The sequence below is a fragment of the Paraburkholderia flagellata genome, from assembly GCF_021390645.1.
Classification (GTDB): Bacteria; Pseudomonadota; Gammaproteobacteria; order Burkholderiales; family Burkholderiaceae; genus Paraburkholderia; species Paraburkholderia flagellata.
In genome coordinates, this window is sequence record NZ_JAJEJT010000003.1 from 355543 (window position 1) to 380074 (window position 24532).

Below are 24532 nucleotides of genomic sequence, written 5' to 3' on the forward strand. Positions count from 1 at the left end.
TGAGTCGTTTTCGATGTTTCGCACCAACGTAGTACCGCTGAGGTTGCTGAGTGTGTTCGGCTGTTCGGTGGCTGCCATTGCCGGCTTCTCGCTCGCGCATATGGCGCCCGCATTCGCCGACCAGCTCGATCAACATAATCAGCTTGTGAGCCAGTTCATCAAGGAGAGGCATGCCGATCCACTCGTCGCGGACTGCGCGGCCCACGGCATTTTCGTCGCCAGCACCTCGCGTGCTATCGACCACGTCGAGTTTCGTCCCGGGTCGTTCGAGAAGGGGCGCGCATCAGTCACCCCGTGGAATGTTTCGTTCGGCGAGCGCAAGCAGCATGTCGTGGTCGACACGATCGTGACTGTCGAAGGTCAGGGCATCCGCACGTCCGGGCGCGAACCGCTGAGTCTGCGTTTTCGCTGCGGCTATGTCGGTGGCAGATTGTTCGCGTTCAGCTGGAATGACCCTGTGCAACCGGGGGCGCTGCACAACAGGGGAGGGTTCGGCAAAAAGCATTTGCTCGCGGCGATGTAAGCAAACAACGCGTGGCGCACGGCGCACGCGTTGCCGTACTCGGCACCAAACTGCGTGGCGCGCTGCGCCACAGTTTGCCGCTTAGCCAGTTTGCCCGGCCTCGGCCATGCGACGCTCGTGCGCCGCAGCCTCTTCGATGAGCATCGGGGCAGCGAGGCTCATCGAATGGATTCCAAGCACGGACACGAACTGGAGCACGGCCGTGATCTCCTCTCGGGTCGCGCCCACCTCCAGCGCGCGGCGAATATGACGCCGCACACCGGGTCCATACATGTGCGTCACCGCGGCGTCGACGGCAATCGCCAGAAACTCCACCGTCTTCGCATCCAGCACGCCCGACGTCTGCGGTGCCATCGCCATCGCCATGAATTGCTCGGTCCACCTGGGATCGAGTTGAGCGAACGAATCCCAGTTCGCATTCCAGTTGCCACTTTCACGCAGCGCATTGCATGTCGGTGTGTCGATGGCGTCGTTCATCTTCATCGGGAGTGCTCCTTGTTTGTTCGTTACAGCCGGCGTCATCCGGCGCGGCTTACGTTGGCGCTGCCAAGGGACGTGACCGTCCAATGTGCGCTTTCGCTGCTAAAGCGCGACCTGATCCGCGCCCTTGAGTTGAAGGATCTCGCGGGCTTCGTCGGGCGTCGCAATCACGAGCCCCAGACCTTCAAGAATCTGCCGGACTTTGCGAACCTGCTCCGCATTGGACTTCGCCAACTGACCTTTGCCGATCCACAGGCTGTCCTCGAGGCCCACGCGCACATGGCCGCCCATGGACGCCGCCATGGCCGCAATCTTCATCTGGCTCGCGCCGGCGCCGAGCACGGACCAGCGATAGTCCTGGCCGAAGAGACGGTCAGCCGTGCGCTTCATGTGCATCACGTCGTCGGGGTGAGTGCCAATGCCGCCCAGAATGCCGAACACCGTCTGGATAAAGAAAGGCGGTTCGATCAGTCCGCGCTCGGCGAAATGCGCGACGTTGTACAGGTGCGCTGTGTCGTAGCACTCGAATTCATAGCGTGTGCTGTTCGGTCCGAGTTCGTGAAACGCGGTCTCGAGATCGCCATACGTGTTGCGGAAAATGAGATCCTTGCTGCCTTCGAGGTAGTCCCGCTCCCATTCGTGCTCGAACTTGCTGAAGCGCCCGAGCATAGGAAAGAGCCCGAAGTTCATGGTGCCCATGTTCATCGAGGCGATCTCGGGCTTGAACACGCGGGCCGGCCGCATGCGTTCCTGCACCGTCATATAGGGCGAGCCACCGGTCGTCAGGTTAATGATGGCGGGGCTGCGTCGGGCGATCGATTTCAGGAACGGGGCGAAGGCCTCCGGGCGCTGATCCGGCTTGCCGGTCTGGGGATCGCGAGCATGCAGGTGGACAATGGCTGCGCCTGCTTCGCAGGCTTCGATAGCCGCGTCGGCGATTTCATCCGGCGTCACCGGCAGGTAAGGCGACATCGAAGGTGTATGGATCGCGCCGGTCACGGCGCAGGTGATGATGATTTTGTTCCGGGCCGTCATGTCTGGTATTCGTCAAAGGAGAGGGCGGGTCCAGCAGGTCCGTTGCCGGGCAACGATATCAACCGAACCCGCAGAAGTCGTTGTCCGGCGGGTCCGAGCGCTTACGCCACCCGACGCATCGGCACGTTCTTCACGCCCGGCTTGCGGTTCGGCGCCATGCCGTTGGCGGCCAGCGTTTCTTCGACATCCTTGTACCAGGTGCCGATGCGGTAGACTTCGCGCGCCTCCTTGCCATTGGCGATCTCACGGCCCAGTTCCTTCGCGATGCGCACCGTCTGCTGGACCTGCTGCACCGAGGTAAAGCGATTGCCCTTCTGGTCGATCAGGGTGTCCTCGATACCGCAGCGAACATGCATGCCCATCGCAAGAGCGATCGTGTTCCAGGGCAGTACATTCTTGAAGAGCGACTCGGCGGTCACGGTGCAGCCGTCTGGCGCGCGCTGGATGAAGTCGAAGAGATTGAACGGATGCGGTCCATGATGGCCGCCGCCGATGCCGATGCAGGTAAGGTTGAGCGGGCCGGTGTAGATCCCCTTGCGCACCATGCGGTCCAGCGTCTCGAGCGCGTGCATGCCGACCAACTGGAAGTGTGGCTGGATGCCGGCCTTTTGCAGACGCCGCAGGTGCTCCGCTGCCCACGCTGGCCCGGCCGGCACGATCATTTCGCTGTACGCTTCACGCACGGACGCCTTGGCCATGTGAGTACTTTCGTAGTACTCCGGATAGATGAGCTCCATGATGTTCATCTGGATCGTGTTCAAGGCCACCGTCACCTGATCCGGTTTCGGATCGAGTTCGGCCAGTGCATGGCGCGTGTCGTCCGACAGCCATTGGGCGGCCTGACCTTCGTCTTCCGGTGCAAACGAGATCGAACCGCCCACCTGGATGATCATGTCGGGTACGGCCTTGCGCACACCGGCGATCAATTCATTGAACATGGAGAGCCGCTTGGAGCCCTTGCCGTCGGGTTCGCGTACGTGCAGGTGCAGTACGCTCGCACCCGCTTCATAGCAATCGACCGCCTTCTGGATCTGCTCCTCCATGGTCACCGGGATGTCTTCCGGAAAGTCTTCCGGCATCCACTCGGGGCCATAGGGCGCCACGGTGATCACGACCTTGTCCATGTTCTCCGGGTGCAGCGAATCGTCGAGAAATTGCATACGGGTGTCCGCGAAATGTCTTTTCGTGTGGGGAGTGGCCGCCCATCGAACAGGACGCGCCGACTGGTCAATACGTGGATCAAAGCGTATCCCCCAACCACCATCATGATTTGACGGATCGGGGCAAACGCTTTACATTTCGGGGCATATGCCGACCCTCATCCGAAGTTCGAGCTTGACCAATTTTGTGGAGGTCGCCCGTGAGGTAGGCCTGGATCCCCACGTCCAGTTGAAAAGGGCACGGATCGACACGTCGGCACTGCTCGATCCGGACCTGATGATCTCGGCGACAGCGGTCATGCGCCTGCTGGAGAACTCTGCGAGGCGTGCCGGCGTCGAGGACTTCGGGCTGCGGATAGCGGAAACACGGCGTCTGGAAAACCTTGGGCCGCTTGCCCTTGTCCTGCGCGAGGAGCCCACCCTGCGCAAGGCCTTGGAGTCACTGGCACGTCACGTCGGGTTGCACAATGAGTCAACAGCCCTTCGCATCGAGGACGCGGATGGCGTGACCGTGCTCAAGCAGGTGGTGATCGGTGGCGCGCGCGGGTCGCTGCGGCAATCCGTAGAGTTGCTGGTGTGCGTGCTGTACCGGATGCTCAAGTTACTGCTTGGGCCCGACTGGAAGCCGCAGAGCATCTGCTTCTCCCACTGCGCACCGAAAAGCCAGGCCACTCACAGGCGTATTTTCGGGTTGCCCGTGCACTTCGACATGGACTTCGATGGCATCGTACTCGCCAGCGCCGATCTCGATTTTGGGCTGCCTTCCTATGACCCGGTCCTCGCGCCGCGCGCACGGGATTTTCTGAATGCCAAGCTGGCCCAGTCCGAAGCGCCGATGCCCGACAAAGTCAGGAAGCTCGTGCTCGCTCTGCTGCCAACGGGCGGGTGCGATGTGGAGCGTGTGGCGCAGCAACTCGGCGTCGACCGCAAGACCATGTTCCGGCATCTGCGCAAACACGGTCAGACCTATTCCACGATCGTGGAGGGCGTTCGCGGCGACCTCGTGATCCGCTACGTCGAGAACAGCGACAGACCGCTATCTGATGTGGCCGCGTTGCTCGGCTTCTCGTCGTTGAGCGCCTTTTCCAGGTGGTTTGCCCTTCGCTTCAGGTCTAGCGCTTCCGAGTGGCGTGTCGCGAACCGATAGGACTGGGCGACCATCGTCCTTTGCATTCCTGAAGACACCCACCTTTACGTGAGCGCGGGAGCACAAGGTCAAAATGTACCTGCCGTCATACCGTCTCGCGCTCGGTAACTTCACAATGCACTAGGGACTCCTTCGCAAATTCGGCTTTGATTTTTGCCGCAGGATCGGACGTAACCCACGCCGTCGCCCAACGGGGGGAACCCTCTCGAATCCTGTGTTCAAGAGGGCTTCTGCACGCTTTCCACCGCCTTTTGGCGCGCCGCCTGGGCGTCGACGATCAGCTTGTATGCTGCGTAGTATTTGAAAATGTTGCGCACATAAGTCGTCGTTTCGAGTCCGATCTTCTCCGCTACGACAACTTCGACATTGTTGAACCACTTGTCCGGATCAAGACCTTGCTCTGCCGCGATTTTGCGCATCTTCGCGATGTTGGCCGGCCCCGCGTTGTAGCTCGCGAATGCAAAGAGCGATCGGTCGCTTGCGCTGAAGTGAGCATCGGAGAAGTATTTGGACATGAGGGTGTCCAGGTATTTGGCGCCGGCATGAACATTGGACTCGGCCACGGAAATACTGCCCACGCCCATTTCCTTGCCCGTGGCCGGCATCAGCTGCATGATGCCGATCGCCCCGACGTGGCTGCGTGCGGACTGGTTGAGTTGCGACTCCTGGAAACCTTGCGCGGCAAGCATAAGTGGATCGAAGTCGTACTGGGTGCCGTATTTCTGGAAGAGCACAAGTGTTGCATCGAAGCGCTTCTGTTCTGCGTCGCCGCCATTGTTGCGGATCTGCTTGATCCTCTTCATGTATTGCGCGAGGAGGTATTCAGCCACACCCTGCTTCTTCAGGTAGTTCAGGTAGAAGTCGTTCAGGGCAGCCTGCAACTGTGGGCTGTTCTTGCGTATCGCCCAGCCTGTATAGCCCTCGGCGCTCACGGCGAGGTCGTCACGCACCTTCAGTTGCGGCAGCACCTGTGCCCAGAGGCGCGCCTTCCAGTCGTCCACGATGCTGATGCCTAGCAGTCCCGCGTTGACCATCTCCATGACGTCTTCGTCTTCCAGTGCGTCGGGCAGCAGCATGATGTTGACAGGCGGCTTGCCGCTCTTGCGAAACCGCTCATTCAGTGCGCTCAGGCTCTCGTAGTAGCTCGACGACTTGCGCACATAGACCTGCTTTCCCGAAAGATCATCGAGTGTCGAGAGCGAGGGCGACTTTGGCCCGGTGACGACCAGCTCACGCACGGGCTTGCGATCGCGCGGCGCGATGAAGTCAACGATCTTGAGCCGCTCGTCGGTCGCAGTCAGATTGCCCGCGGAGATGTCGCCGGTTCCGGCAACGAGGCCAGTCAGCAGCTTGTCGCGCGTAGTGGGAATCAGGAAAACGGTGAGCGGCCGCTTGTTCAGTTGGGCCGCGTACTTCTTGTTGACATAGCGTTCGAAGTTGCGCGCCAACTCGGCCGCGATCCCGCGTTCGCGGCCCTTGTCGACAAAGTAGAGCGTCCGGCTATAGGGAACAAGGAACCGGATAGCGTGACGGTTGAGCATTGCGTCGAAGTCGCCGGTCCACGGCTTGTTCGTGAGGCTCAGTTTTCGCACGCCTGAAGCCGGAACTGGTGGGGCCTTAGCGGGCGCGGTGGCTGCGGGGGTGGATGCGGCAACGGCCGCTACAGGCTGCGCGGCGTGCGTGCCGACTTGCGGCGCCAAGACGCACAGGGCAAGCGCCCAGCCGATCATAACGCGGACTGTCACGTTCATGATGAGCCTCCCCGTTACAACGGGACAACGAGACGATGACCTGCGAATCAATCGTCCGCATCAATCGACCACAGCGTATGACGACTTCAGAGCGGCTCGCCTTCTCCGGAATCTGCCACCAACCGCGGCGAGTTCGGCAGCCGACAGCCCCCCGTGTCAATGAAGCAGTGGCAATTCTGCGGTGTGTTTGCTTCCCGGATGATGCTCCGTTGGCAGCATATGTGCAATCAGGGGAAGGTTACTCGCAAGCTGTATCACGCGAAATAGCTGATCCCCGAGGCGATCATCAGCAGGTTCACTGCACGGGCGAAATGATTGTCCGATAGCCGCTGATAAAGTGTCATGCCGACTGTGGTGCCGAGAAGCGACGCGGGTATGCAGAGCAGGATCGCTGGATCAAACCCCACCTTGCCGGAAGAGTGGCGCAGGAGACTGATCGCCGCAAGGGCTGCCACCTGCATGATCAATATGAATGGCTGGAACATCGCACGCTGACGCCCCTTATTCCAGCCCTTGAAGCCGCACCAGATGGTGACGAACGCACCGGGAAAGCCGGCCGCGCCCCCTGTGATTCCGCCGAGAAATCCGGCGAAGGCATCGAAGGCCGTTGCCTGGCGACCGATGACTAGAGGCTTGCGGGCGAGCATGTAGCAACCGTAAAGGACAAGAAACGCGCCAAGCACGTGCGTATAGACATGGCGGTCCAGCGTCAGCAGTACGGTTATGCCAACGGGCAGTCCGACTGCGCCGCCGATCAGAAAGACAGTCAGTTCACGCCATTGGATCTCGCGCTTGAGCGACCAGACCATTGCAGTCTGGTTCGCGACGCTGCAGACGATCATGATCTGAACGATCTGCACCGGGTCGCCGGACAGATGAAATAGCATGGCGCCGCATACGGCGGAGAAAGCGAACCCTGCAATGCTCGACACCGCGGACGCCAGAAGAACGGAGCCAATGACAAGCGGGTTGACGCCACTTTGCGTGGACAACGAAAGGCAGAGCACTGTCGCGATCACGAGCACCGCCCATTGAGTCCTGAGTTGCCAGGTGCGGCTGGGTGGTGTGCTCGACGAAAGGGAAGATACTGCGGGGCTTCCAGGCTCAGGTTCGGTATCCATTGCCTTGATTCTCCCGTCCTGGTTCAGCATCGGAAGGAATCCGCCTTTCCCGGCCAGTCGGCACAGGAACGCCTTGCTCGCAGATTGAGTACGGCGAGTGCGCTTGTGGAGGGAAGGGACGTCTGACCAAAGTGATACGCGGCGTGACTTTCAGCTTGGTTCCCGAAATGTGCGGCAGCGCACATTCCAGGACGTATGTGCATGCAATGCGCACTGTCCCTTTGTTTGATGGGTGCGTCGCCGCCTGGTGCCGTAGCGACATGTGGTTGCATTCACGCACAACGTTCGCAACGGAAGTGCTTTTTCCTCAGGGTCATCGCGAAGTCGAGCCCATCCTCGCCGCGGCGCCGGCGCAGATCGCACAGGCATACGCGCCGTTGGCGCTCGCACGGCAAACCTCGACGCCGAGCGGGTTTGCCAACCTGGCCAATGCCATGAAGGCGAATCAAGGAGAGCGTTGAAGCGCTAGAAGGGCACTGCAGTCCGGTGCGCCGTAACCCGTGGCCTGCGGACGAAAACAAGCCCCCACGGATAGGGGCTCGCTTTATCGCGTTGATCAGTTGGCGGGTTGGTTGGCGAGTTCAGGATGCTTTGCGATCACTTGGCTAAACAGCGGCTTTGCTGCCGCCAGGCAGTCCGGTGTGAGAAGTTCACGCTTGTCCACCCCATACGTCGTGGCGAGATCCTGCATGCTCTTGACGAGCGTGTTTGTAGCTTCTGCGGAGGTGCAATAATCCGCGCGGTCGGCACGTTTGCGCAGCATCTCAGGCAACGTTTTGGCGTAGTCCGGTCGCGCAAGATCCTTCGCCCCGACGGGGTTGATGGTCTGCACCTTGTCGGCCGCTTCCTTCATGCATACGGCCGTTGCGTGAATCATCACGGTGCAAACGGGGGGAATGGATTGAGCCTCGGTGGCCGAGGCGTTAGAGAGAGCGCCAGCGAGGAGCAGCGCAGCAGCGATGTGAGGTTTTTTCATCGTAGTGTTTTCGCAGGTGTTCTGCAGGTTCTCCATTGGCGGAAACCCCTGATTCGGGGTTTTCCCTCGTGCTAAGCCGCACCCCCAAACCCGACACTTCTATTTGGGACCCACAATAAAAACATCGATAATTTATGTTATGTAAAATTATATCCAGGCATATCGATAGCCCTCGTCAGCCAACTCCCTCCCAGTGCGCCGATCGCGCCCCTCAAACAACACCCCCAACCACGCTAAATCACCGGATTAAAAGGCATTTATCCGCCAATCCCTTTTTTCGCGCGCCGCACAACGCAGGCATAATTCCAAAGGAGCAGCGCGATTAAAAGGGTCGTTTTCGTATTCCTGAATATCTATGGACTACGCAAGGCGAGACGTTCTTGCGCCTCCGTTCCCTCAATAGATTATCTGGCGTCGCCATCGCGGCGCGAGGCAGGAATGGATTCATGAAACCGGCAAGGAATTCGCGGTGGTCACGCTTTGGCCGATACGTCGCGCTGGGTGTTTGCGCGGCCGCAGTCGCGGCAACGGCTGGCTTCTTCTACTGGCGGCATGAAGCGAATCTTGCGCAGTCCCAGCCTGCGGCGCTTGGCGGCGTCGCCAGCGAAATGCGGCATGACGCGTCACCGTGGACGAAGCGCGAAAAAGATGCCTCGGAATTGCTGCGCGATATTCACGACCGCGATGTCGCCGCCATCGGTGTGAGCCGCGAAGCGATTCTTGTCTCAACGCTCAAAGGCGAAAAGTATTATGTGGCCGATCATAACGGCGCGTTTTCGAACGCCCTGCTGCTTGGCGATCTGAAGCCGGGCGCCACGCCGCCCTGGCAACTCGTCTGGCTGCCGCACGCCGATGTGCGCGTCGGCGCCGCGCGCTGGACCGAAGCGTTCGACCGCCTGCGCGACGCGCTCAGTCTGCTGCTTCCCCTGCTGATGCTAGGCGGCCTGCTCTGGTTCATGCGCCGCGAAATGGGCGGCGGCGCGCAATTGCTCGGCGAGTCCCCCACGTTGCGCTTCGACGACGTGATTGGCGCGGGCGAGGCGAAAGCCGCGCTCGCCGACGTGCGCGCGTGGCTCACCGAGCCGGCGCAGTTCACGGGCATGGGCGTGCGCGCGCCGTGCGGCGTGCTGATGACGGGTGGCCCAGGCGTTGGCAAGACGCGCCTCGCGCAGGCGCTTGCAGGCGAATGCGGCGCGAATTTCATCGCCATCACAGGCAGCTATTTCAGCGCGAAGTATTACGGCGTTGGCATTCAGAAGGTCAAGCGCCTGTTCGAACTCGCGCGCAAGAACGCGCCCACAGTCATCTTCATCGACGAGGCGGACGGTCTCGGCAAGCGCACCGATACCGGCGGCGGCCCGGTCGAGGCGGAAAGCAACCGCATCATCAACCAGTTGCTCGCGGAGATGGATGGGTTCGAATCGAACGAAGGCGTGATCATCGTCGCCGCGACCAATCACCCGGACAATCTCGACGAAGCCCTGCGCCGCCCCGGCCGTTTCGACCGCACGGTGCAGGTGCGTCTGCCCGACCTCGAGGATCGTGCCGAGATTCTGCGCTTCTACGCCGCCAATCTGAAGTCGAAAGCCGACGACATCGATTTCAACCAGCTCGCGCGGCTGACCACGGGCCTTTCTCCGGCCACGCTCTCGATGATCGTGAATCAGGCGGGTCTCGTCGCGCGCAAGGCTGGTAAGCAGAAAGTCGCCGCCGTGGATTTTCTCGAGGCGATCAAGATTGCGCGCATTGGTGACGTCAACGGCGCCGAGCGCGCGCTTTCGGACGACGAGCGCACGCGCATCGCGATTCATGAAGCGGGACATGGACTCGTCGCCGCCCTCCTCGGCACTGGCGTGCTCGAAGAAGTGACGATTTTGCCGCGCGGCGGCGCGTTGGGCGTCGCGCTGATCACGAAAATGCAGGACAAGTATCTGTATCGCGAGACGGAAATGCGCAACGAAATCCAGGTGCTGCTGGGCGGTCGCAACGCGGAACTGCTCATGTTCAGCGAAGCATCGAGTGGCGCGGCGCAGGACCTGCAGGAGGCTTCGCGCATCAGCCTCGACATGGTGTCGAAGCACGGCTTCAACGCGGATGGCAATCTGTTCAGCCTCGCGGCACTGCCGCAGCAGGTCGCAGGCTTGCAGTTGAAGACTGCGATCGAGCACGCAAACGGGCTGCTGCACGAACTCAACGACGCGTGCTTCGCGCTGCTGCGTGCGAACGAGCCGGTACTGCGCGCAATCGCCGATCAGTTGCTCGAGTCGGAGACGGTGCCCGGCGAGGCCGTCTATCGTCTGATTCGCGAGCATGCGGCGGCTGTGGCGAGCACACAGGCGGTGACCGAAGCGGCCACCGCTTGAGCAGCCGCTTCGCGCCCCGTCGTTCAGGTCCTCAGGCCCTTTCGAGAGCCGCCATCGCCCTCACGATTACCAGCAGCACGGAAAGACTCACGCCGGTGGAAGCACGCAGTTCCGTCAGCAACTGCCCATAGCGCTCTAGCGCTGCCTCGTGCTCTGCGCACCATGCGTCAACGAGCGTTTGTGGATCCGCGGAATCGGCGCCTTGCGCGAGCACGTTAGTGGTGAGTGCGCGCTTGAGATGCGCCACCTCGGCGAGCGCCGCCGCGCGCGCCATGGTGTCCCAATGCGTCGGCGTAGGCAACGTCGCCGCACGCTCGCCAATCCAGCTGTAGTTGAGCCGCGTGCCCAAGGCAAAGTACGCCGCCGCAACGCGCTCGAGCGGCCGGTCGCACGCGGCGGCCACATCGGCGATGTCTAGCAGTGCTACTGAAATATCTCCGCTCGCCACACGCAGTGCAAGCGCGTTTTCAACGCCGGCCGTCACGAGCTCACCCTGGCGTGCCGAGAGTGCTTCGAGATCCGCTTCGGGCAACAGCGTCGGCAATTGCGGCGCGAGTCGCTGCGCGGCGTCGCGGCAACGCGCCAGCAGCGTGCTCACGCCATCGTTACTGACCGCGCCCGCCTGCAGATGCCGCAGGAACCATAGCGCCGCGCGTTCGAGCAGCCGCGCGATGGCGACGAACATGCGCGCCTGCACGTCGTCGGCCACGCGGTTGTCGAGCGCGTCGATGGCGCGCCAGATATCGTTGAGGCCGAATACGTCCTGTGCCATGACGCAGGCGCGCACAATTTCGCCGGGCTGCGCGTCGGTTTCCTCCATCAAACGGTGTACGAATTCGCAGCCCACCCGGTTCACCAGCGCGTTCGTCAGATGCGTCGCAAGAATTTCGCGCCGCAGCGGATGCCGATGCATCGGTTCGCTAAAGCGCTGCTGCAACGGTTGCGGGAAGTAGTCGATCAGCAGGTCCGCAACGAGCGGGTCTTCCGGCACGGGCGAGTCGAGCAGCGCATCGTAGAGCCACATCTTGCTGTACGCGAGCAGCACGGCACGCTCCGGCGAGGTGAGCCCGAGTTTCGCGACCTGGCGTTCGGCGATTTCGTCGTCGGTCGGCAGGAATTCGATATGCCGGTTGAGGCGTCCTGCGCGTTCGAGCCAGCGCATCAGGCGCGATTCGGCATCGAGCAGTTCCACAGCGTAGCGGCCCGCGATCGAAAGCGCCTGCGTTTGGTAGTAGTTGTCGCTCAGCACCAGCAGGCCGACTTCGTTGGTCATCTCCGCGAGCAACGTGTTGCGCTGCTTCGTCGTCATCTCGCCGTCGGCCACCACGAGTCCGAGCAGGATCTTGATATTGACTTCGTGGTCCGAACAATCCACACCTGCTGAGTTATCGATCGCATCCGTGTTGATATGGCCGCCATGCTGGGCGAATTCGATACGGCCGAGTTGCGTGACACCGAGATTGCCGCCCTCGCCCACGACCTTGCAACGCAGCTCCGAGCCGTTCACGCGCACGGCGTCGTTGGCGCGGTCGCCGGCCTGCGCGTTGGTCTCGCGCGCGGATTTCACATAAGTGCCAATGCCGCCGTTATAAAGCAGATCGACGTTCGCCAGCAGGATCGCGCGAATCAACTCGGTTGGCGAGAGCGCTGCCGCCTCGATGCCGAGCACCGTTCGCACCGCGGCCGAGAGTGGGATCGTCTTCATGGTGCGCGCGAACACGCCGCCGCCCGCCGAAATCGTGGCGGGATCGTAGTCGGCCCAGCTCGAGCGTTCGAGCGCGAAGAGCCGCGTTCGCTCGGCGAGGCTCACAGCCGGATCGGGGTTGGGGTCGAGGAAAATGTGCCGGTGGTCGAACGCCGCGACGAGTTTGATATGCGGCGAGAGCAGCATGCCGTTGCCGAACACGTCGCCCGACATGTCGCCGATGCCGACCACGGTGAAATCGGTGGCTTGCGTATCCACGCCCATCTCGCGGAAATGCCGCTTGACCGACTCCCACGCGCCGCGCGCCGTGATCGCCATCTTCTTGTGGTCGTAGCCCACCGAGCCGCCCGACGCGAAAGCGTCGTCGAGCCAAAAGCCGTATTCAGCGGATATCGCGTTCGCGTAGTCGGAGAACGTAGCCGTGCCCTTGTCGGCGGCCACGACGAGGTACGGGTCGTCGGGGTCGTGACGTACGACATCGGGCGGTGGCACGATCGCGTTGTTCACGAGATTGTCGGTGAGATCGAGCAGGCCGCGCAGGAAGGTCTGATAGCACGCTATGCCTTCGCGCATCCACGCTTCGCGCTCGCTCGCCGGCGGCGGGTTCTTCACTACGAAGCCGCCCTTCGATCCCACGGGCACGATCACGACGTTCTTCACCATCTGAGCCTTCATGAGGCCGAGCACTTCAGTGCGGAAGTCCTCGCGGCGATCCGACCAGCGCAGGCCGCCACGCGCAACGCGTCCGCCGCGCAGATGCACGCCTTCCACGCGCGGCGAATAGACCCAAATCTCGAACATCGGCTTGGGCTCGGGCAGGCCGGGCACTTTCGACGGATCGAATTTGAACGAGAGCGAGGGCCGCTCTGCACCATTGGCTTCGCGCCGGAAATAGTTCGTGCGCACTGTTGCGTTGATCACGCCGAGGAACTGGCGCAGGATACGGTCTTCGTCGAGATTGGGCACCTGGTCCAGCGCGCTTTCAATGGCCTTGAGCATGAGCGCCGTGCGTTCTTCTCGCGCCTGTGAGTCGCGCGGATCGAACCGGAGTACGAACAATTCGACGAACTGCCTTGCGATCGCAGGGTTGCCGGTTAGCGCGCGCTCGATATAGGCGTCGCTGAAGGTTGAGCCCACCTGGCGCAGATATTTCGCATAGGCGCGCAGGATCGTGACTTCGCGCGCGCTCAGGTAAGCGCGCAGCACAAGGCGGTTGAAATCGTCGTTTTCGATGCGTGCGTTCCAGACGCTTTCGAACGCGTCTTCGAACAGGCTCTTCACGCGTTCGATATCGAATTCGGCATCGTCCGCGAGTTCAAGACCGAAATCGTGGACCCATGCAGGCTCGCAGGACGGCGCCTCGATCACATAGGGGCGCTCTTCATCCACGCGCACGCCGAGATGTTCGAGCATCGGCAGGCTGCGCGAGAGCGCAATGGCCTCGCCCGCACAATAAACCTTGAAGCGGAACGTACGCGGCCCCGCCTCGATGGGGCGATACAGATTCATGGCGATGCGCGGCGTTCCCTGCACGCGCTCGATCAGTTCGATGTCGCGTACCGCCGTGCGCGCGGGGTAGTCGTCGCGATAGCCGGGCGGAAACGAATCGGCGTACCGGTGCAACAGACGTGTGCCCTGCTCTTCCCCGAATGCGTCGAGCAGCGCATCAGCCAGATCGTCCTGCCAGCGGCGCGTGACCTGCACGAGCCGCTCTTCCAGTTCGCGCGTGTCGACTTCGGGCATCGTGCCGGGCTCGGCGTGCACGACGAAATGAATCCGCGCAATGGCCGACTCCGAAAGCAGTGGCGTGAACTCCACGGAAACGCCGTTGAAAGCCTCTACGAGCAGGCTTGCGATGCGCCGCCGCAGATCGGTGTTGTACTTGTCGCGCGAGACATATACGAGGCACGAAACGAAGCGATTGAAGCGGTCACGCCGCACGAATAGCCGCGTGCGCTGGTGTTCCTGCAAGCGCAGCACGCCGAGCGCGATGTCGAAAAGTTCGTCTTCGCTCGCCTGCAACAGCTCGTCGCGCGGATAGGTTTCGAGCACCGTCACCAGCGATTTGCCGAGGTGGCCTTTGGGCAGAAAACCTGCGCGTCGCACGATATTCGCGCATTTGCGCCGCACGATCGGGATTTCGGCGGTGGACACCATATAGGCGGTCGAGGTGTAGAGGCCCACGAAGCGGCGCTCGCCGCACACCTTGCCATCCGCGCCGACGAGCTTCACGCCCACATAGTCGAGATAGCCGGGCCGGTGCACGGTGGCGCGCGAGTTCGCTTTCGTCAGGAAAATGGGCCACGCGCCGCTGATGATCTCCTGGGCCGCGGGCGGCAACGGCGTGATGTCGGGCGCGCCCGGAGCACGCAGCGATTCGCGCAGAATGCCGAGGCCCGAGCCTTCCACGCCGCGCAGTGCGTAGCCGCCGTCGTGCGAAACCAGCGCGTAATCGCGCTGGCCGAGGAACGTGAAATGGTCGGCCACCATCCATTCGAGAAATGCGCGCCCTTCGATGTCCTCTGCGCTCGTTTCGCGCGCTTTCATCGTCTTGATCGTGGTGCGCGCGGCTTCGAGGAGGTTCGGCCAGTCTTCTACGGACGCCCGCACATCCCCAAGCACCTTGGTAATGTCGCTGCGCAATTCGTCAAGCTTTGCTGCGTCGCCGCAGCGGTCCACTTCGAAATGGATGAACGAGGCGAGTTGCGATTGCCCGTCGCCGGCGCTGGCGCCGCCCTCGTCGATGCGCTCGATCGCGCCATCCTTGCCGCGCCAGATCCGGAATACCGGGTGCAGCGCGGAATGCAGCGCGAGCCCCAGGCGGTTGACGGCCATGGAAACCGAATCGACGAGAAACGGCATGTCGTCGTTCACGATTTCAATGACCGTGTGGTCCGAATGCCAACCGTGCTGTTCGAGGATCGGGTTGTAGACCTGCACACGCTCACTGCCCGGCACGAAGCGCTGCGCGGTTCGCCAGTGCGCCATCGCGGCGCCGTAGAGGTCGGCGATGCTGCGGCTGCGCAGATCTTCGGCGTCGGCGAAATCGTAGTAGTGCCGCAGGAGAGGCTCGACAATCTGGAATGTAGGCTCGGGCAAGCGCGCCCGCGCAAATTCCACGACGTCGGAGAGCAGATGGGCGACGAATTCTTCGTTCCTCGCTAGCATGACGAACTCCTTGTCGGATAGTCATCGACTGCATCGGCGGTTCAGTCATTATGCACCGGCAAGGTGATCGAACGATGAATGCGTGCGCACGAGCGGCCTCACGGCAACGCGTTGCCCGCTCACGCGCTGCGTCGCAATACAGATGTTGGCGCAGACCTGCCGCCTGCGAACGGCCGCTTCAACGCGCTTATGGCTCTGCTTTCGAAGGAGAATTGAATTGGGCAAGCAGCCAGGTGCGAAGCTTCTGGCTCGTCTCCCATCGGACGCTGGCCTGCGGGAGGACAACGTAATAACCCAGCGACAATGGCAACGAAAAGTCGAACAGGCGTCGCAGCCTTCCGGCCGCGATATCGCGCTCGACGAGATGTTCGCTCGTGAGCGCAATGCCCTGCCCCGCAATGGCCGCATCGATGGCGAGCGACGACTGACTGAAGCGCGGCCCTTTCAGCGTGCCGAGTTCGTTTGCGCAACCCAAGGCGTTGAAAAACTCCGGCCACAGATCATGAGAATCGTGGAGCAGCACATAATTCTCCAGGTCCGCGATCGTGCGCATTGGGTAATCGGGCTTGATCAGTTGCGGGCTGGCTACGGCGAATACCTGCAGCGGGAATAACAGGTCGCTGACGAGGCCTTTCGCGAACGGTGGCTTGCCAAGCCGAACCGCGATATCCACGCCATCTGACCTGAAGTTGCACAGCGCCGCATCGGCAATGATCCGGACGTCGATTTCCGGGTGCTGCTCGCTAAACTCTGCTAGCCTGGGTATCAGCCATTTCGAAGCGAACGACGGCGTTGTGCTGATCGTGAGGGACGTCGAACGCCGGTTCAGCGCCTCGGTCGCGTCTGCAACGATCGTGAGCGCCCGTTGAACGGCAGCGAAGTACGTGTGCCCCTCGGTCGTGAGAGCGAGACCTCGCGGCCCCCTTGCGAAAAGGGCCAAATTCAGGGCCTCCTCCAGCACCCGCACCTGTTGTGCAACCGCGCCTTGCGTCACGCCGAGTTCCTCGGACGCGAGGCGGAAATTGAGGTGGCGGGCGGATGCGTCGAACGCGCGGAGCGCATTGAGCGGCGGCAAATGGCGTGGTTTCAATGAGTGCTTCAACGGATATATTGCCTGTTGGCAGGCCGGCAATTTGCCAGCAGTCATTCAACAGCTAGCCAGCAGTAATTTTATTGTCAGACAATAAAAAACATCATTCGACAATCGAATCATAACGCCATACAGTTTCTACACGAAATCCCATGCAGCGCAGCCCTGCCGCGCTGAATCCATTCAAGGAGAGAGCAACATGGCAGTAGAAAAAGTAGCACTCGTCACGGCGGCCGGCAAGGGCATGGGCGCGGCGATCGCGCGCGAACTGGCAGCCAGCGGCTACCGCCTGGCCTTGATGTCGCCCTCCGGCAGCGCGGCCGAACTGGCGAAAGAACTGGGTGGATTCGGCTTTACGGGCTCGGTAACCGAGCCCGACTGTATCGACCGATTCGTTCGCGAAACGCTTGAAAAGTACGGCCGCATCGACGCCGTGGTGAACAACACGGGGCACCCGCCGAAGGGCGATTTGCTTTCCATCGCCGACGAACAGTGGCACCTCGGGCTCGATCTCATCTTGCTCAACGTCGCTCGCGTGCTGCGCCGCGTGACGCCGGCGTTTCTCGAACAAGGCGGCGGCGCGGTGGTGAATATCTCGAGTTTTGCCGCCGATGCGCCGGAGCAGGCCATGCCCGTTTCTTCCGCACTGCGCGCCGCGTTGAGTTCGTTCACACGTCTCTATGCCGATCGCTACGCCAAGGACAATATTCGAATCAATTCCGTGCTGCCGGGATTTATCGACAGCTGGCCCGAAACTCCCGAGATCGTTGCCCGCATTCCGGTTGGCCGCTTCGGCAAGACACAGGAGATCGCGCAAACGGTCGCATTCCTCTTGTCGGATGCCGCGGGGTACATCACGGGGCAAAACATCCGTGTCGATGGCGGCATCGTGCGTGCCCTGTAACTCGGTGAATATGGATCAAATCGTCGACACGGTGTGGGCGCGCCTGCACGCTGGCGCAAACGCCGGCAAGGAGCGCTCGCCCTTCACGATGCTGCAGGCCGCGACGATTGCGCTAGACGGTGCACCCACCGTGCGGACGGTCGTGCTGCGACACGCCTCTCGCGAGCAACGTTCAGTCATGTTTCATACCGACGTGCGGTCTACGAAGGTGACCGAATTGAGGCGCGACCCGCGCATATCGCTCGTCGGCTGCGATCTCGACGGTGGCATTCAAATACGGCTGCATGGCGTTGCGAGAATCGTCGATGCGCCGGCGGAAACGAGAGAGGTCTGGAACGCGAGCAGACCTCGAACGTTGATCGTCTATCGCACGCCGGTTGCGCCCGCGACGCCGCTCGCGTCTCCCGCTGAAGCGCATGCAACGACGCAGGCCGAAGATCTCGACTCAGCGGCCGGATTCGACAACTTCTGCCTGATTGAAGTGACCGTAGCGAGAATCGACTACCTCGATCTGAATCCCGCTGGGCATATGCGGGCCAGTCTCGTGTTTGAAGAAGGGAAATGGCGCGGGACCTGGATCGCGCCTTGAATTGCCGGCTGTTTATTTTGTTGCCCGCGTGAATGCCATGCCAGGCAACGGGCGCAGCCCGGTAGGGCCGCATCGCTTCGTCCGCAAAACGGGGCGCCTCGTGAAACAGTTACAAGATAAGTGTTGACGCTGGCTCACCCGGCAGGTACTGTGCTGTTCGAAGGTCAAGAAGTTCGATTGCTGTTCATCAATTGCTCGCTCCTCGGCGGTATTCGTTGTCCTCTCCCTCCTTGTCGCTTCGCGTGCTCTTTAAGAGAGCAAATCTTCGTTTATTTTTCTCAAGGATTCTTCATGGATACCGGTACCGTTAAGTGGTTCAACGACAGCAAAGGCTTTGGCTTCATTACCCCGGACAAGGGCGGCGACGACCTGTTCGCTCACTTCTCCGAGATCCGCAGCGACGGCTTCAAGACGCTGGCTGAAAATCAGAAGGTGAGCTTCGAAACGAAGCAAGGCCCGAAGGGTCTGCAAGCGGCTAACATCAAGCCGCTGTAAAGTTTGAAGGGCCCGGCATCCGACGACGGACGCCGGGTTGCAGCGACACCCTCGCGGAGCGTTGTCTCCCAAAGTTGGCGCGATCGCACTTTGCTGCGTCTGTTTATTCAGCAGCTTGCCAAGCGCCACACGCCTCGTTGCACCTCATTCTCCCCTCTGGCTCCAACGCCTCCTATTCGCTTTCCGAGCGCCGCAATTCGGCTTGCAATGGCTTTGAATTGGCGCATCCGTGCACATTTCGCACGGCACGCGAAAACTCAGACATCAATAAAATTAAAATGCAGAACCAACACATTCAACAGTACAACGGCTATGCCGTCCAAGCCTCGGCGCATCGATTGCCCGACGGTAGTTTTTCATCCAACCTGCTGCTCGAACGCACCGATAGCGCGCGTGCCGAAGGCCGCTACCAGTTCTATTCGCTCGACTACTTCGCGAGTGAAGAGCAGGCGCTGCAGTACTCGACACGCTGGGCACGCAACTGGGTCGACACGCGCGGTTAAAGACGGCGCCACGGCTCGAAACACCCAACGCATCTGCGGCACCAGGGCGGGCGCAACCACGCCCCCAATCATCGAGCGCAATCCCGAACCGCCCATCGTCGGCACGCGTGGCTGACAACACCTGGCGTTCGGTTACAATGCAGGACTCGTTCGCTTCGCACAGCACCTAAAAGACGCGTGTTCTGCATGCCCCGACGCACATCGGGCCTGTATTACGAGCTGCGGCGCCTGAGCAATCCCTTCGCGTACCTGATTCGCCACCTGAAAAGGGCGATATCCATGCCTTCCAGGACGCAAGGGCTGCCCTGCAAATTTCATGCTTCCCATTACCGCGCGAGCGCGTGTCGATCAACGCACGCGGCTACTTCCTCAATGCAGCAGAACCAAGGAATAAATTGACTACCGTAATTCTGAAACCCGACGAGCCCGTGGAAGTTGCATTACGTCGTTTCCGTCGCGCGATCGAGCGCACCGGCTTGATTCCGGAGCTTCGCGCCCGGACGGCCTATGAAAAACCGACCGCAGAACGCAAGCGCAAAAAGGCGGCCGCAGTGGCACGCCTGCGCAAGCAGATCAAACGTTCGTTGCCGCCGAAAAAGCAGTACTAGTCGGGAAGTACTGGGCAGGCATGCTGAAGCGGCCGTCTGGTGCGTGGCCGGGTGTCGTGCGCACTCCGCGAGCGGAACCGGTTCTAATCTGGGCCGAGTGGCCGGTCGAATCCACATTCGCACCAGCCACTTGATCTTCTGCGATCCATAGACCGTTTCGGCTGTGGTTCCGAGGCCTTCTTTGCCAACGAACCCACGAGCGCCGATGCAACGAATACCCCTGGCCTGCAAGCGAGCAGCCAGGCAGGCGCGCCAGTCGCTGTGACAGACCTAGCGCGCCGCGATCCCCTGGGCTCCAGGCGGTACGCCGGTCACTGAACCAATCGGTTCGAGCGTACCGTCAGGCTTCACGCGAAAGCCACTTACCGCGCCGTTTCCTTCCCGCACGTAGAGGTATTTGCTGCGACTGCTGAGTGCCATGTCGAGTGGCGCGCTGAGCGTTCCTGCTGCTGCATTGAGCAAGCTTAGCGTACCGTCCGCGCCAATCTGCAAACTGCTGATCGTGCCGCTACCAGCATTGGCGGTATAGGCATAACGCCCGTCGCCAGTCGTGACGAGCCAGCACGGGGCGGACTGGCCCAGATGAATCGAAGCACTGATCGAATCAAGATGTTTGCCGTCCTCGACGTTATATGAGGAAACCGAACCGGACCCGGCTTCGGAGACGATTGCATAGCCGCGTGATGTGATCGAAAAGCCGAACGGCGTGACGCCGTTTGAGGCGTGAGGCGTTGCAGTCGAGGCGTAACCGGTAAAGCCAACGGCATACGTGTCAATGAGTTGCGTGCCCTTTTCGGTCACCAGCAATTCGTTGCCTTCCGGTGCGAACTTGACCTGCGCAGGCTGGGCGTTGGCGCCGCCGGCAAGTGGCCGTTGCGAGCCGGGTAGCGCGACGAGGCGCTTGCCGAACGCGTCGACGAAATATCCGCTGATGTTCGGTGTGCCGCCGGCATTGAGCACATACGCGATGGGCCCCTTCACAGCCACGCTGACGGGCAATTGACCGCCCGATGGTTCTCTGTCGAGCAGCGTCAGCTTGTTGCCGTCGATCGCGAACAGCGAAACATCATTGCTGCCGGCATTCACAGCGAGCAGAAAACCCGAGTCCAGCGTCAGCGAACCCTGCGAGCCTAGTGGATCGGCCCCGGCGCCCGCACCTTTTCCGCCGGTTGGGTAAGTAGCCGCGTAGGTAAGTGTCCCGTTTTCAGCTCGAGAAAAGACAATGACCGAGTTTACAGACGGCTGATTCGACAGGACGTAGACCGCCCCTCGCACATCAGCCTCAGAATCAGCTTGTGCAACACTGATTGAAGCGAATCCCAACGCAGTTGCGAGCGCGACGGCTGGACATAGAAACGATGACCTGCAGGTGACAAATGACATGGCGAACTCCTGACCTGGTAGACTCGATTTCGCTTAAGGTACTGCCACTTCACCGGGCGTCCGTTCTACTTTCGGTGCGTCGTTTGGGAGTACAGGAAACACACCTGACGAACGACGATGTTCACACAGAAACATCTCAATTCTTTCATTTCTCTACATTTTGGATTCCTTATCAAACATCCGAAATGGCTTCCACGTCATTCCAATCCAGCCAATCTGTTCAAAGCCCTTCGTTGGCAACTCGCGCCGCGCCGATAATTGCACCGTCCGGTGACTGAATCAGTATTGCCGCCTGTTCACCGGCGGTTGAGATGGGTTCAAGCTTCAACGGAGCGCCAGTCCATTCGCCGACGGTTTGTATCGAGCGAACGATATTTGACTCCCTGAGCGTGCGCCCCGTGTTTTCGCCTCGCGCAACGCTCGTCACATGCGCGGCGTCATATCCCACCAGCAGGACTTGCGCATGGCCGGTGCCGCGCCCAACCGTGACTGATATCGTCCTGCCGTGACGCACACCACTAACAACCACCCCGGCCTCGTCAGCTTTTTGAGCGAAGCTGATCGCCGCCTCGGCTGCACGCCGATTCGAACCAACAAGTCCCTTCTGACCGTCGATCACCATTTCCGGCGTATAGGGACTGTCACCAAAGCGAGCCGCATAGTCCGCCTGGCGCTGCGTGGCCGCCTCCAGCGAGTACGGGTCCTGCCAGCCCAGACTGTTCCAGTACGTCACATGAAACGCGAGTGGAAGCAGCTCCGGACGGTCATGAGAGAGCTCCGACAAAAAGGCGTCGGCCGGAGGGCACGAGGAGCACCCTTCGGAAGTAAACAGCTCAACAACGACCGGGCGGGCTGACGCCACAACGGGTGCGACAAGGAGCAAGGACGCGACAGCAACGAGCCGTACAAACATGATCGGTCTCCAGGGCGACGGGACTGACGATTGATTTGTCGCACGCGTTCAGCGGGTCCACCATTGCAGGCCGATCCGCATATCCATTTAACGCAGCCAAGATTCAGGGCCACCATCAAGCCGTGTTCAGATACGGACACTCGTTGCCCTGGTCCGTTAGTTCGTTCGGTTACGCATTCCGGTTACAGTCAGCGCTATTTTTTTGCGAGAAAGCACTTACGGCAGTTCTCGCGAGTGCCCTGCTCTCACCTCGCTCCCCGTCGGGGCTTCATGCAAAAAGCACTCAGTCGGTGTTACGTCGCTCACCAGGCGTGCTGGACTGCTTACATCCGCCTGACAACGATGGCTACCTGGTTTGCATACAGTGAGCGGCAGGGGCATTTAGATGAATGACGCTGCAAGGAGCGCAGCAAGGCGACCGCTCGCGTTTTTTGCCTGTCCGAGTCTCTAATTGGCATCTGGTACATCAATGCGCTTTGTTCTACCCAGATTGCGAGTGTTCCGCCGGCATTTGCGTGATCACTCGAGGAAAAAGGCACACAGGCATTTTTATGTGCATGCTTTGGTCGCCACATACGTGGCCCGCGTAATCGACGATTTCGCCGCGCGTAGTCGGCTCGACTGCCACCAGGTGGGTTGATGGTTCGGTTGAACAGGCGGTCAACTGCACTGCAAACCAGAGAGCGATGACAACGCGCATCATGGAATAGACCCAGGAGAGACATTCGGCCAGGCGGGTGTGCAATTCAGAACAGCTTCGTCAGTCTTTACCAGGCGCTGATATCAGGCTCTTGAGCGATGCCGCCGTGCTGTCGGCTTGGGCGTTGGCGTGTACGAGCAGGTCATATTTATCGCGCGATATTCCGCGTTCGGCGTAAATAAACGCCGCTACTTGCCAAATGGCGTCGTCCGACTGTGTCTTGCCGAACGAAGGCATAGCCGTCATGTTCACGCCATGCTTGATCGTCCAGAACATCAGCGCGGGCTTGTTCCGACGGCTCGCGGACAGCAGCGAGGGCGCTGCGGGCTGAATACCCTGTCCAACGGCACTCAGTGGCCGGTCCGGCGCACCGTGACAGAGAGCACAACTCGCGTCATACATTCGCGCACCTGCACGAATGTTTTCAAACGACAGCAAATCGCCAGGCGCGACGTCCGATCCAGCATGCCGATGCAACGAGGCCTCGTAAGTTCCGTGCAGCAGCTTCGCTACGATCGGGTTGTCTCTGGAGCTTGCCGAAACGTCATATACGCCGGAGTACATGAAGGCCAAACCTGCAGCGCCGAGCACAACGAACAGCGCCACAACGGTAGCGACAACTGTCGTGATTCTGGTACGAAGAAACATCATGATGTTTGTACCGCGCAGCGTTTGTGGAACTTCGATTCTCCACGGCCGTGCTTGCCGAAAAGTGACGAGTGGATTACCGATTTGTCATCTTCCGACAAGAGGCAGGCGTCCACGCCCGCTGCATGCAATGCGCCCCAAGGTCATCATCTCATTGCATCGCAATCCTTAGTAATTCCCAAACGGGCCAGACACCCTGACTGATTCGGCTTATCGCACATGCTGCCGCCCGTCACGCGTCACCGTGACCCGGGCATCCGCTGCCCCGGCAGGAATCCACCATCAAAGCCGGACAGCGCAGGAAAGCCGGTTGATTGCCGGGGTGCCGTGAGGCCGCCAGCGTTGCTCTGCGTGGTGCGCAGGCCTGGGGCCAGAAAAATGAACTTCCATCCGTCATAGGTCGTAGCGCCCTCAAAGTCCTCGTACTGCCGCGGAAATCCCGCGCGTTTGATCGTGGCCTCCTCTGATCTGCTGAAGACACCGTAGAAACGATCGCCCTGCAGCATTGGCACCCAGTCGTTCTTGCCCGTGACCGGATCCGGATAGGCAAAGCGCAGATGATGCAAAGGCTTGGGAAAGCGTGTGTCGTCGAGCAGTTCATCGACCGTTGCGGGATAAGCCCGGCCAACACGGTAGTACCGCAGAATCGCCAACCGGTACTGGTTGCCAGCGAACAGCAACTGCTTTTCCTGCTCGCGGCGGCGTTGCATCGACCACACGTCGAGCGCGCCCGCCAATGCGATCGACATCAGCATCAGCGCAATCAAAAGCGCTAACAGCGCAAGCCCGCTCTCACGCGCCGTACGCGGCGCGAGGCGCCGCCTGGCCCGCACTTTCACGGGCCGGGCGGCGTGCGACGTGCGGGCCGCGCTGCTCATTTCGCGCCCCCCTCCGCGCGCGGAGGCGCCCCCTGCGCACTGCTAGCCGGCGCCACGTCATAGACGCCCGGCTTCGTTTCGTCCGGCGAAGCGATCACCGCCCATTTGTCATCGCCATTGACCGGATCGACGGGAACGGCGCGCAAGTAATGCTTCGCCACCAGTTCGTCGAGCGTCTCGGGATACTGGCCGTTGTCCCCGTAGTACTGGTCGATCGCATTGCGCATCACCGCGACGTTCTGGCGCCGGACCTGCTCCTTGCCGAGTTCGATGCTGTGCATGTAGCGCGGCACCGCTATCGTCAGCAGAAGGCCGATGATGGCCATCACGACGACGAGTTCGATCAGTGTGAAGCCGCGGGTTTTGCGCGTGTGAGCGGGTTTCATGATGCT

20 protein-coding genes and 1 pseudogene are annotated in these 24532 nt (G+C 61.0%); 8 read left to right on the forward strand and 13 right to left on the reverse strand.

The genetic code is table 11. The features are described 5' to 3' along the window. Nucleotides 1-13: 13 nt before the first annotated feature. Nucleotides 14-466 (forward strand): annotated as a pseudogene (locus L0U83_RS25255) (BspC domain-containing protein); the annotation flags it as partial. Nucleotides 467-604: 138 nt separating this feature from the next. Here the strand turns inward: L0U83_RS25255 and L0U83_RS25260 are convergent. From L0U83_RS25260 to L0U83_RS25270, 3 genes are all read right to left on the reverse strand, one after another. Further along, complete coding sequence (locus tag L0U83_RS25260) at nt 605-1006, reverse strand: carboxymuconolactone decarboxylase family protein (protein WP_373321109.1); 402 nt, start codon at nt 1004-1006, stop codon at nt 605-607. Nucleotides 1007-1105: 99 nt separating this feature from the next. After that, nucleotides 1106-2038, reverse strand: coding sequence for a 3,5-dioxohexanoate:acetyl-CoA acetone transferase (gene kce / locus L0U83_RS25265; RefSeq protein WP_233886911.1), 933 nt, complete (start codon nt 2036-2038; stop codon nt 1106-1108). A gap of 101 nt (nt 2039-2139) precedes the next feature. Beyond that, nucleotides 2140-3198: a beta-keto acid cleavage family enzyme gene (locus L0U83_RS25270; protein WP_233886912.1), complete on the reverse strand. Its 1059-nt coding sequence runs from the start codon at nt 3196-3198 to the stop codon at nt 2140-2142. A gap of 175 nt (nt 3199-3373) precedes the next feature. Here L0U83_RS25270 and L0U83_RS25275 point away from each other — a divergent pair, with 175 nt between their 5' ends. After that, nucleotides 3374-4345: an AraC family transcriptional regulator gene (locus L0U83_RS25275; RefSeq protein ID WP_308445073.1), complete on the forward strand. Its 972-nt coding sequence runs from the start codon at nt 3374-3376 to the stop codon at nt 4343-4345. A gap of 218 nt (nt 4346-4563) precedes the next feature. Here L0U83_RS25275 and L0U83_RS25280 read toward each other — a convergent pair whose 3' ends face one another. The 3 genes from L0U83_RS25280 to L0U83_RS25290 all read right to left on the reverse strand — a co-directional run bounded on the left by L0U83_RS25280 (nt 4564) and on the right by L0U83_RS25290 (nt 8229). Next, complete coding sequence (locus L0U83_RS25280) at nt 4564-6096, reverse strand: MltF family protein (protein ID WP_373321110.1); 1533 nt, start codon at nt 6094-6096, stop codon at nt 4564-4566. A gap of 254 nt (nt 6097-6350) precedes the next feature. Then, a complete protein-coding gene (locus L0U83_RS25285) occupies nt 6351-7247 on the reverse strand; it encodes a sulfite exporter TauE/SafE family protein (protein ID WP_233886914.1) in 897 nt (298 codons plus the stop codon). A 526-nt stretch (nt 7248-7773) separates the two neighbouring features. Continuing rightward, nucleotides 7774-8229, reverse strand: a complete 456-nt coding sequence (locus L0U83_RS25290) for a hypothetical protein (protein WP_233886915.1) — start codon at nt 8227-8229, stop codon at nt 7774-7776. A 410-nt stretch (nt 8230-8639) separates the two neighbouring features. On the opposite strand from L0U83_RS25290, the gene L0U83_RS25295 reads away from it, so the two are divergent. Further along, on the forward strand, nt 8640-10556 hold the full coding sequence (locus L0U83_RS25295) for an AAA family ATPase (protein WP_233886916.1): 1917 nt from the start codon (nt 8640-8642) through the stop codon (nt 10554-10556). A gap of 31 nt (nt 10557-10587) precedes the next feature. Here L0U83_RS25295 and L0U83_RS25300 read toward each other — a convergent pair whose 3' ends face one another. Next, nucleotides 10588-15429 carry an NAD-glutamate dehydrogenase gene (locus L0U83_RS25300; protein WP_233886917.1) on the reverse strand — a complete coding sequence of 1614 codons (4842 nt, stop codon included), beginning with the start codon at nt 15427-15429 and terminating at the stop codon, nt 10588-10590. A gap of 187 nt (nt 15430-15616) precedes the next feature. After that, nucleotides 15617-16576 carry a transcriptional regulator GcvA gene (gene gcvA, locus L0U83_RS25305; protein WP_233886918.1) on the reverse strand — a complete coding sequence of 320 codons (960 nt, stop codon included), beginning with the start codon at nt 16574-16576 and terminating at the stop codon, nt 15617-15619. Nucleotides 16577-16718: 142 nt separating this feature from the next. Between gcvA and L0U83_RS25310 the strand changes: the two genes are divergently transcribed. The 5 genes from L0U83_RS25310 to rpsU all read left to right on the forward strand — a co-directional run bounded on the left by L0U83_RS25310 (nt 16719) and on the right by rpsU (nt 19618). Next, nucleotides 16719-17423 carry an SDR family oxidoreductase gene (locus L0U83_RS25310; protein ID WP_233886919.1) on the forward strand — a complete coding sequence of 235 codons (705 nt, stop codon included), beginning with the start codon at nt 16719-16721 and terminating at the stop codon, nt 17421-17423. A 10-nt stretch (nt 17424-17433) separates the two neighbouring features. Further along, nucleotides 17434-18012: a pyridoxamine 5'-phosphate oxidase family protein gene (locus L0U83_RS25315; RefSeq protein ID WP_233886920.1), complete on the forward strand. Its 579-nt coding sequence runs from the start codon at nt 17434-17436 to the stop codon at nt 18010-18012. A 291-nt stretch (nt 18013-18303) separates the two neighbouring features. After that, nucleotides 18304-18507: a cold-shock protein gene (locus tag L0U83_RS25320; protein ID WP_028225987.1), complete on the forward strand. Its 204-nt coding sequence runs from the start codon at nt 18304-18306 to the stop codon at nt 18505-18507. A gap of 278 nt (nt 18508-18785) precedes the next feature. Then, a complete protein-coding gene (locus tag L0U83_RS25325; RefSeq protein WP_233886921.1) occupies nt 18786-19010 on the forward strand; it encodes a hypothetical protein in 225 nt (74 codons plus the stop codon). A gap of 395 nt (nt 19011-19405) precedes the next feature. Further along, the gene (gene rpsU / locus L0U83_RS25330) at nt 19406-19618 is read left to right on the forward strand and encodes a 30S ribosomal protein S21 (RefSeq protein WP_233887879.1); all 213 of its coding nucleotides are present in this window, start codon (nt 19406-19408) and stop codon (nt 19616-19618) included. A gap of 270 nt (nt 19619-19888) precedes the next feature. Here the strand turns inward: rpsU and L0U83_RS25335 are convergent, their stop codons facing one another. From L0U83_RS25335 to L0U83_RS25355, 5 genes are all read right to left on the reverse strand, one after another. Further along, complete coding sequence (locus L0U83_RS25335) at nt 19889-21001, reverse strand: lactonase family protein (protein WP_233886922.1); 1113 nt, start codon at nt 20999-21001, stop codon at nt 19889-19891. A 220-nt stretch (nt 21002-21221) separates the two neighbouring features. Further along, the gene (locus L0U83_RS25340) at nt 21222-21914 is read right to left on the reverse strand and encodes a DUF1223 domain-containing protein (RefSeq protein WP_233886923.1); all 693 of its coding nucleotides are present in this window, start codon (nt 21912-21914) and stop codon (nt 21222-21224) included. A 760-nt stretch (nt 21915-22674) separates the two neighbouring features. Continuing rightward, complete coding sequence (locus L0U83_RS25345) at nt 22675-23265, reverse strand: c-type cytochrome (RefSeq protein WP_233886924.1); 591 nt, start codon at nt 23263-23265, stop codon at nt 22675-22677. 236 nt (nt 23266-23501) lie between these two features. After that, nucleotides 23502-24140: a type II secretion system protein gene (locus tag L0U83_RS25350; protein ID WP_233886925.1), complete on the reverse strand. Its 639-nt coding sequence runs from the start codon at nt 24138-24140 to the stop codon at nt 23502-23504. Next, nucleotides 24137-24526: a type IV pilin protein gene (locus L0U83_RS25355; RefSeq protein ID WP_233886926.1), complete on the reverse strand. Its 390-nt coding sequence runs from the start codon at nt 24524-24526 to the stop codon at nt 24137-24139. Before L0U83_RS25355 ends, L0U83_RS25350 begins: the two co-directional genes overlap by 4 nt. Between the last annotated feature and the right edge of the window lie 6 nt (nt 24527-24532).

Coding starts and splice junctions, on each gene's coding strand:
- L0U83_RS25260 (WP_373321109.1), bottom strand. CDS start 1,006: ATGAAGATGAACGACGCCATCGACACACCGACATGCAATGCGCTGCGT.
- kce (WP_233886911.1), bottom strand. CDS start 2,038: ATGACGGCCCGGAACAAAATCATCATCACCTGCGCCGTGACCGGCGCG.
- L0U83_RS25270 (WP_233886912.1), bottom strand. CDS start 3,198: ATGCAATTTCTCGACGATTCGCTGCACCCGGAGAACATGGACAAGGTC.
- L0U83_RS25280 (WP_373321110.1), bottom strand. CDS start 6,096: ATGAACGTGACAGTCCGCGTTATGATCGGCTGGGCGCTTGCCCTGTGC.
- L0U83_RS25285 (WP_233886914.1), bottom strand. CDS start 7,247: ATGCTGAACCAGGACGGGAGAATCAAGGCAATGGATACCGAACCTGAG.
- L0U83_RS25290 (WP_233886915.1), bottom strand. CDS start 8,229: ATGGAGAACCTGCAGAACACCTGCGAAAACACTACGATGAAAAAACCT.
- L0U83_RS25295 (WP_233886916.1), top strand. CDS start 8,640: ATGAAACCGGCAAGGAATTCGCGGTGGTCACGCTTTGGCCGATACGTC.
- L0U83_RS25300 (WP_233886917.1), bottom strand. CDS start 15,429: ATGCTAGCGAGGAACGAAGAATTCGTCGCCCATCTGCTCTCCGACGTC.
- gcvA (WP_233886918.1), bottom strand. CDS start 16,576: ATGACTGCTGGCAAATTGCCGGCCTGCCAACAGGCAATATATCCGTTG.
- L0U83_RS25310 (WP_233886919.1), top strand. CDS start 16,719: ATGGCAGTAGAAAAAGTAGCACTCGTCACGGCGGCCGGCAAGGGCATG.
- L0U83_RS25315 (WP_233886920.1), top strand. CDS start 17,434: ATGGATCAAATCGTCGACACGGTGTGGGCGCGCCTGCACGCTGGCGCA.
- L0U83_RS25320 (WP_028225987.1), top strand. CDS start 18,304: ATGGATACCGGTACCGTTAAGTGGTTCAACGACAGCAAAGGCTTTGGC.
- L0U83_RS25325 (WP_233886921.1), top strand. CDS start 18,786: ATGCAGAACCAACACATTCAACAGTACAACGGCTATGCCGTCCAAGCC.
- L0U83_RS25335 (WP_233886922.1), bottom strand. CDS start 21,001: ATGTCATTTGTCACCTGCAGGTCATCGTTTCTATGTCCAGCCGTCGCG.
- L0U83_RS25340 (WP_233886923.1), bottom strand. CDS start 21,914: ATGTTTGTACGGCTCGTTGCTGTCGCGTCCTTGCTCCTTGTCGCACCC.
- L0U83_RS25345 (WP_233886924.1), bottom strand. CDS start 23,265: ATGATGTTTCTTCGTACCAGAATCACGACAGTTGTCGCTACCGTTGTG.
- L0U83_RS25350 (WP_233886925.1), bottom strand. CDS start 24,140: ATGAGCAGCGCGGCCCGCACGTCGCACGCCGCCCGGCCCGTGAAAGTG.
- L0U83_RS25355 (WP_233886926.1), bottom strand. CDS start 24,526: ATGAAACCCGCTCACACGCGCAAAACCCGCGGCTTCACACTGATCGAA.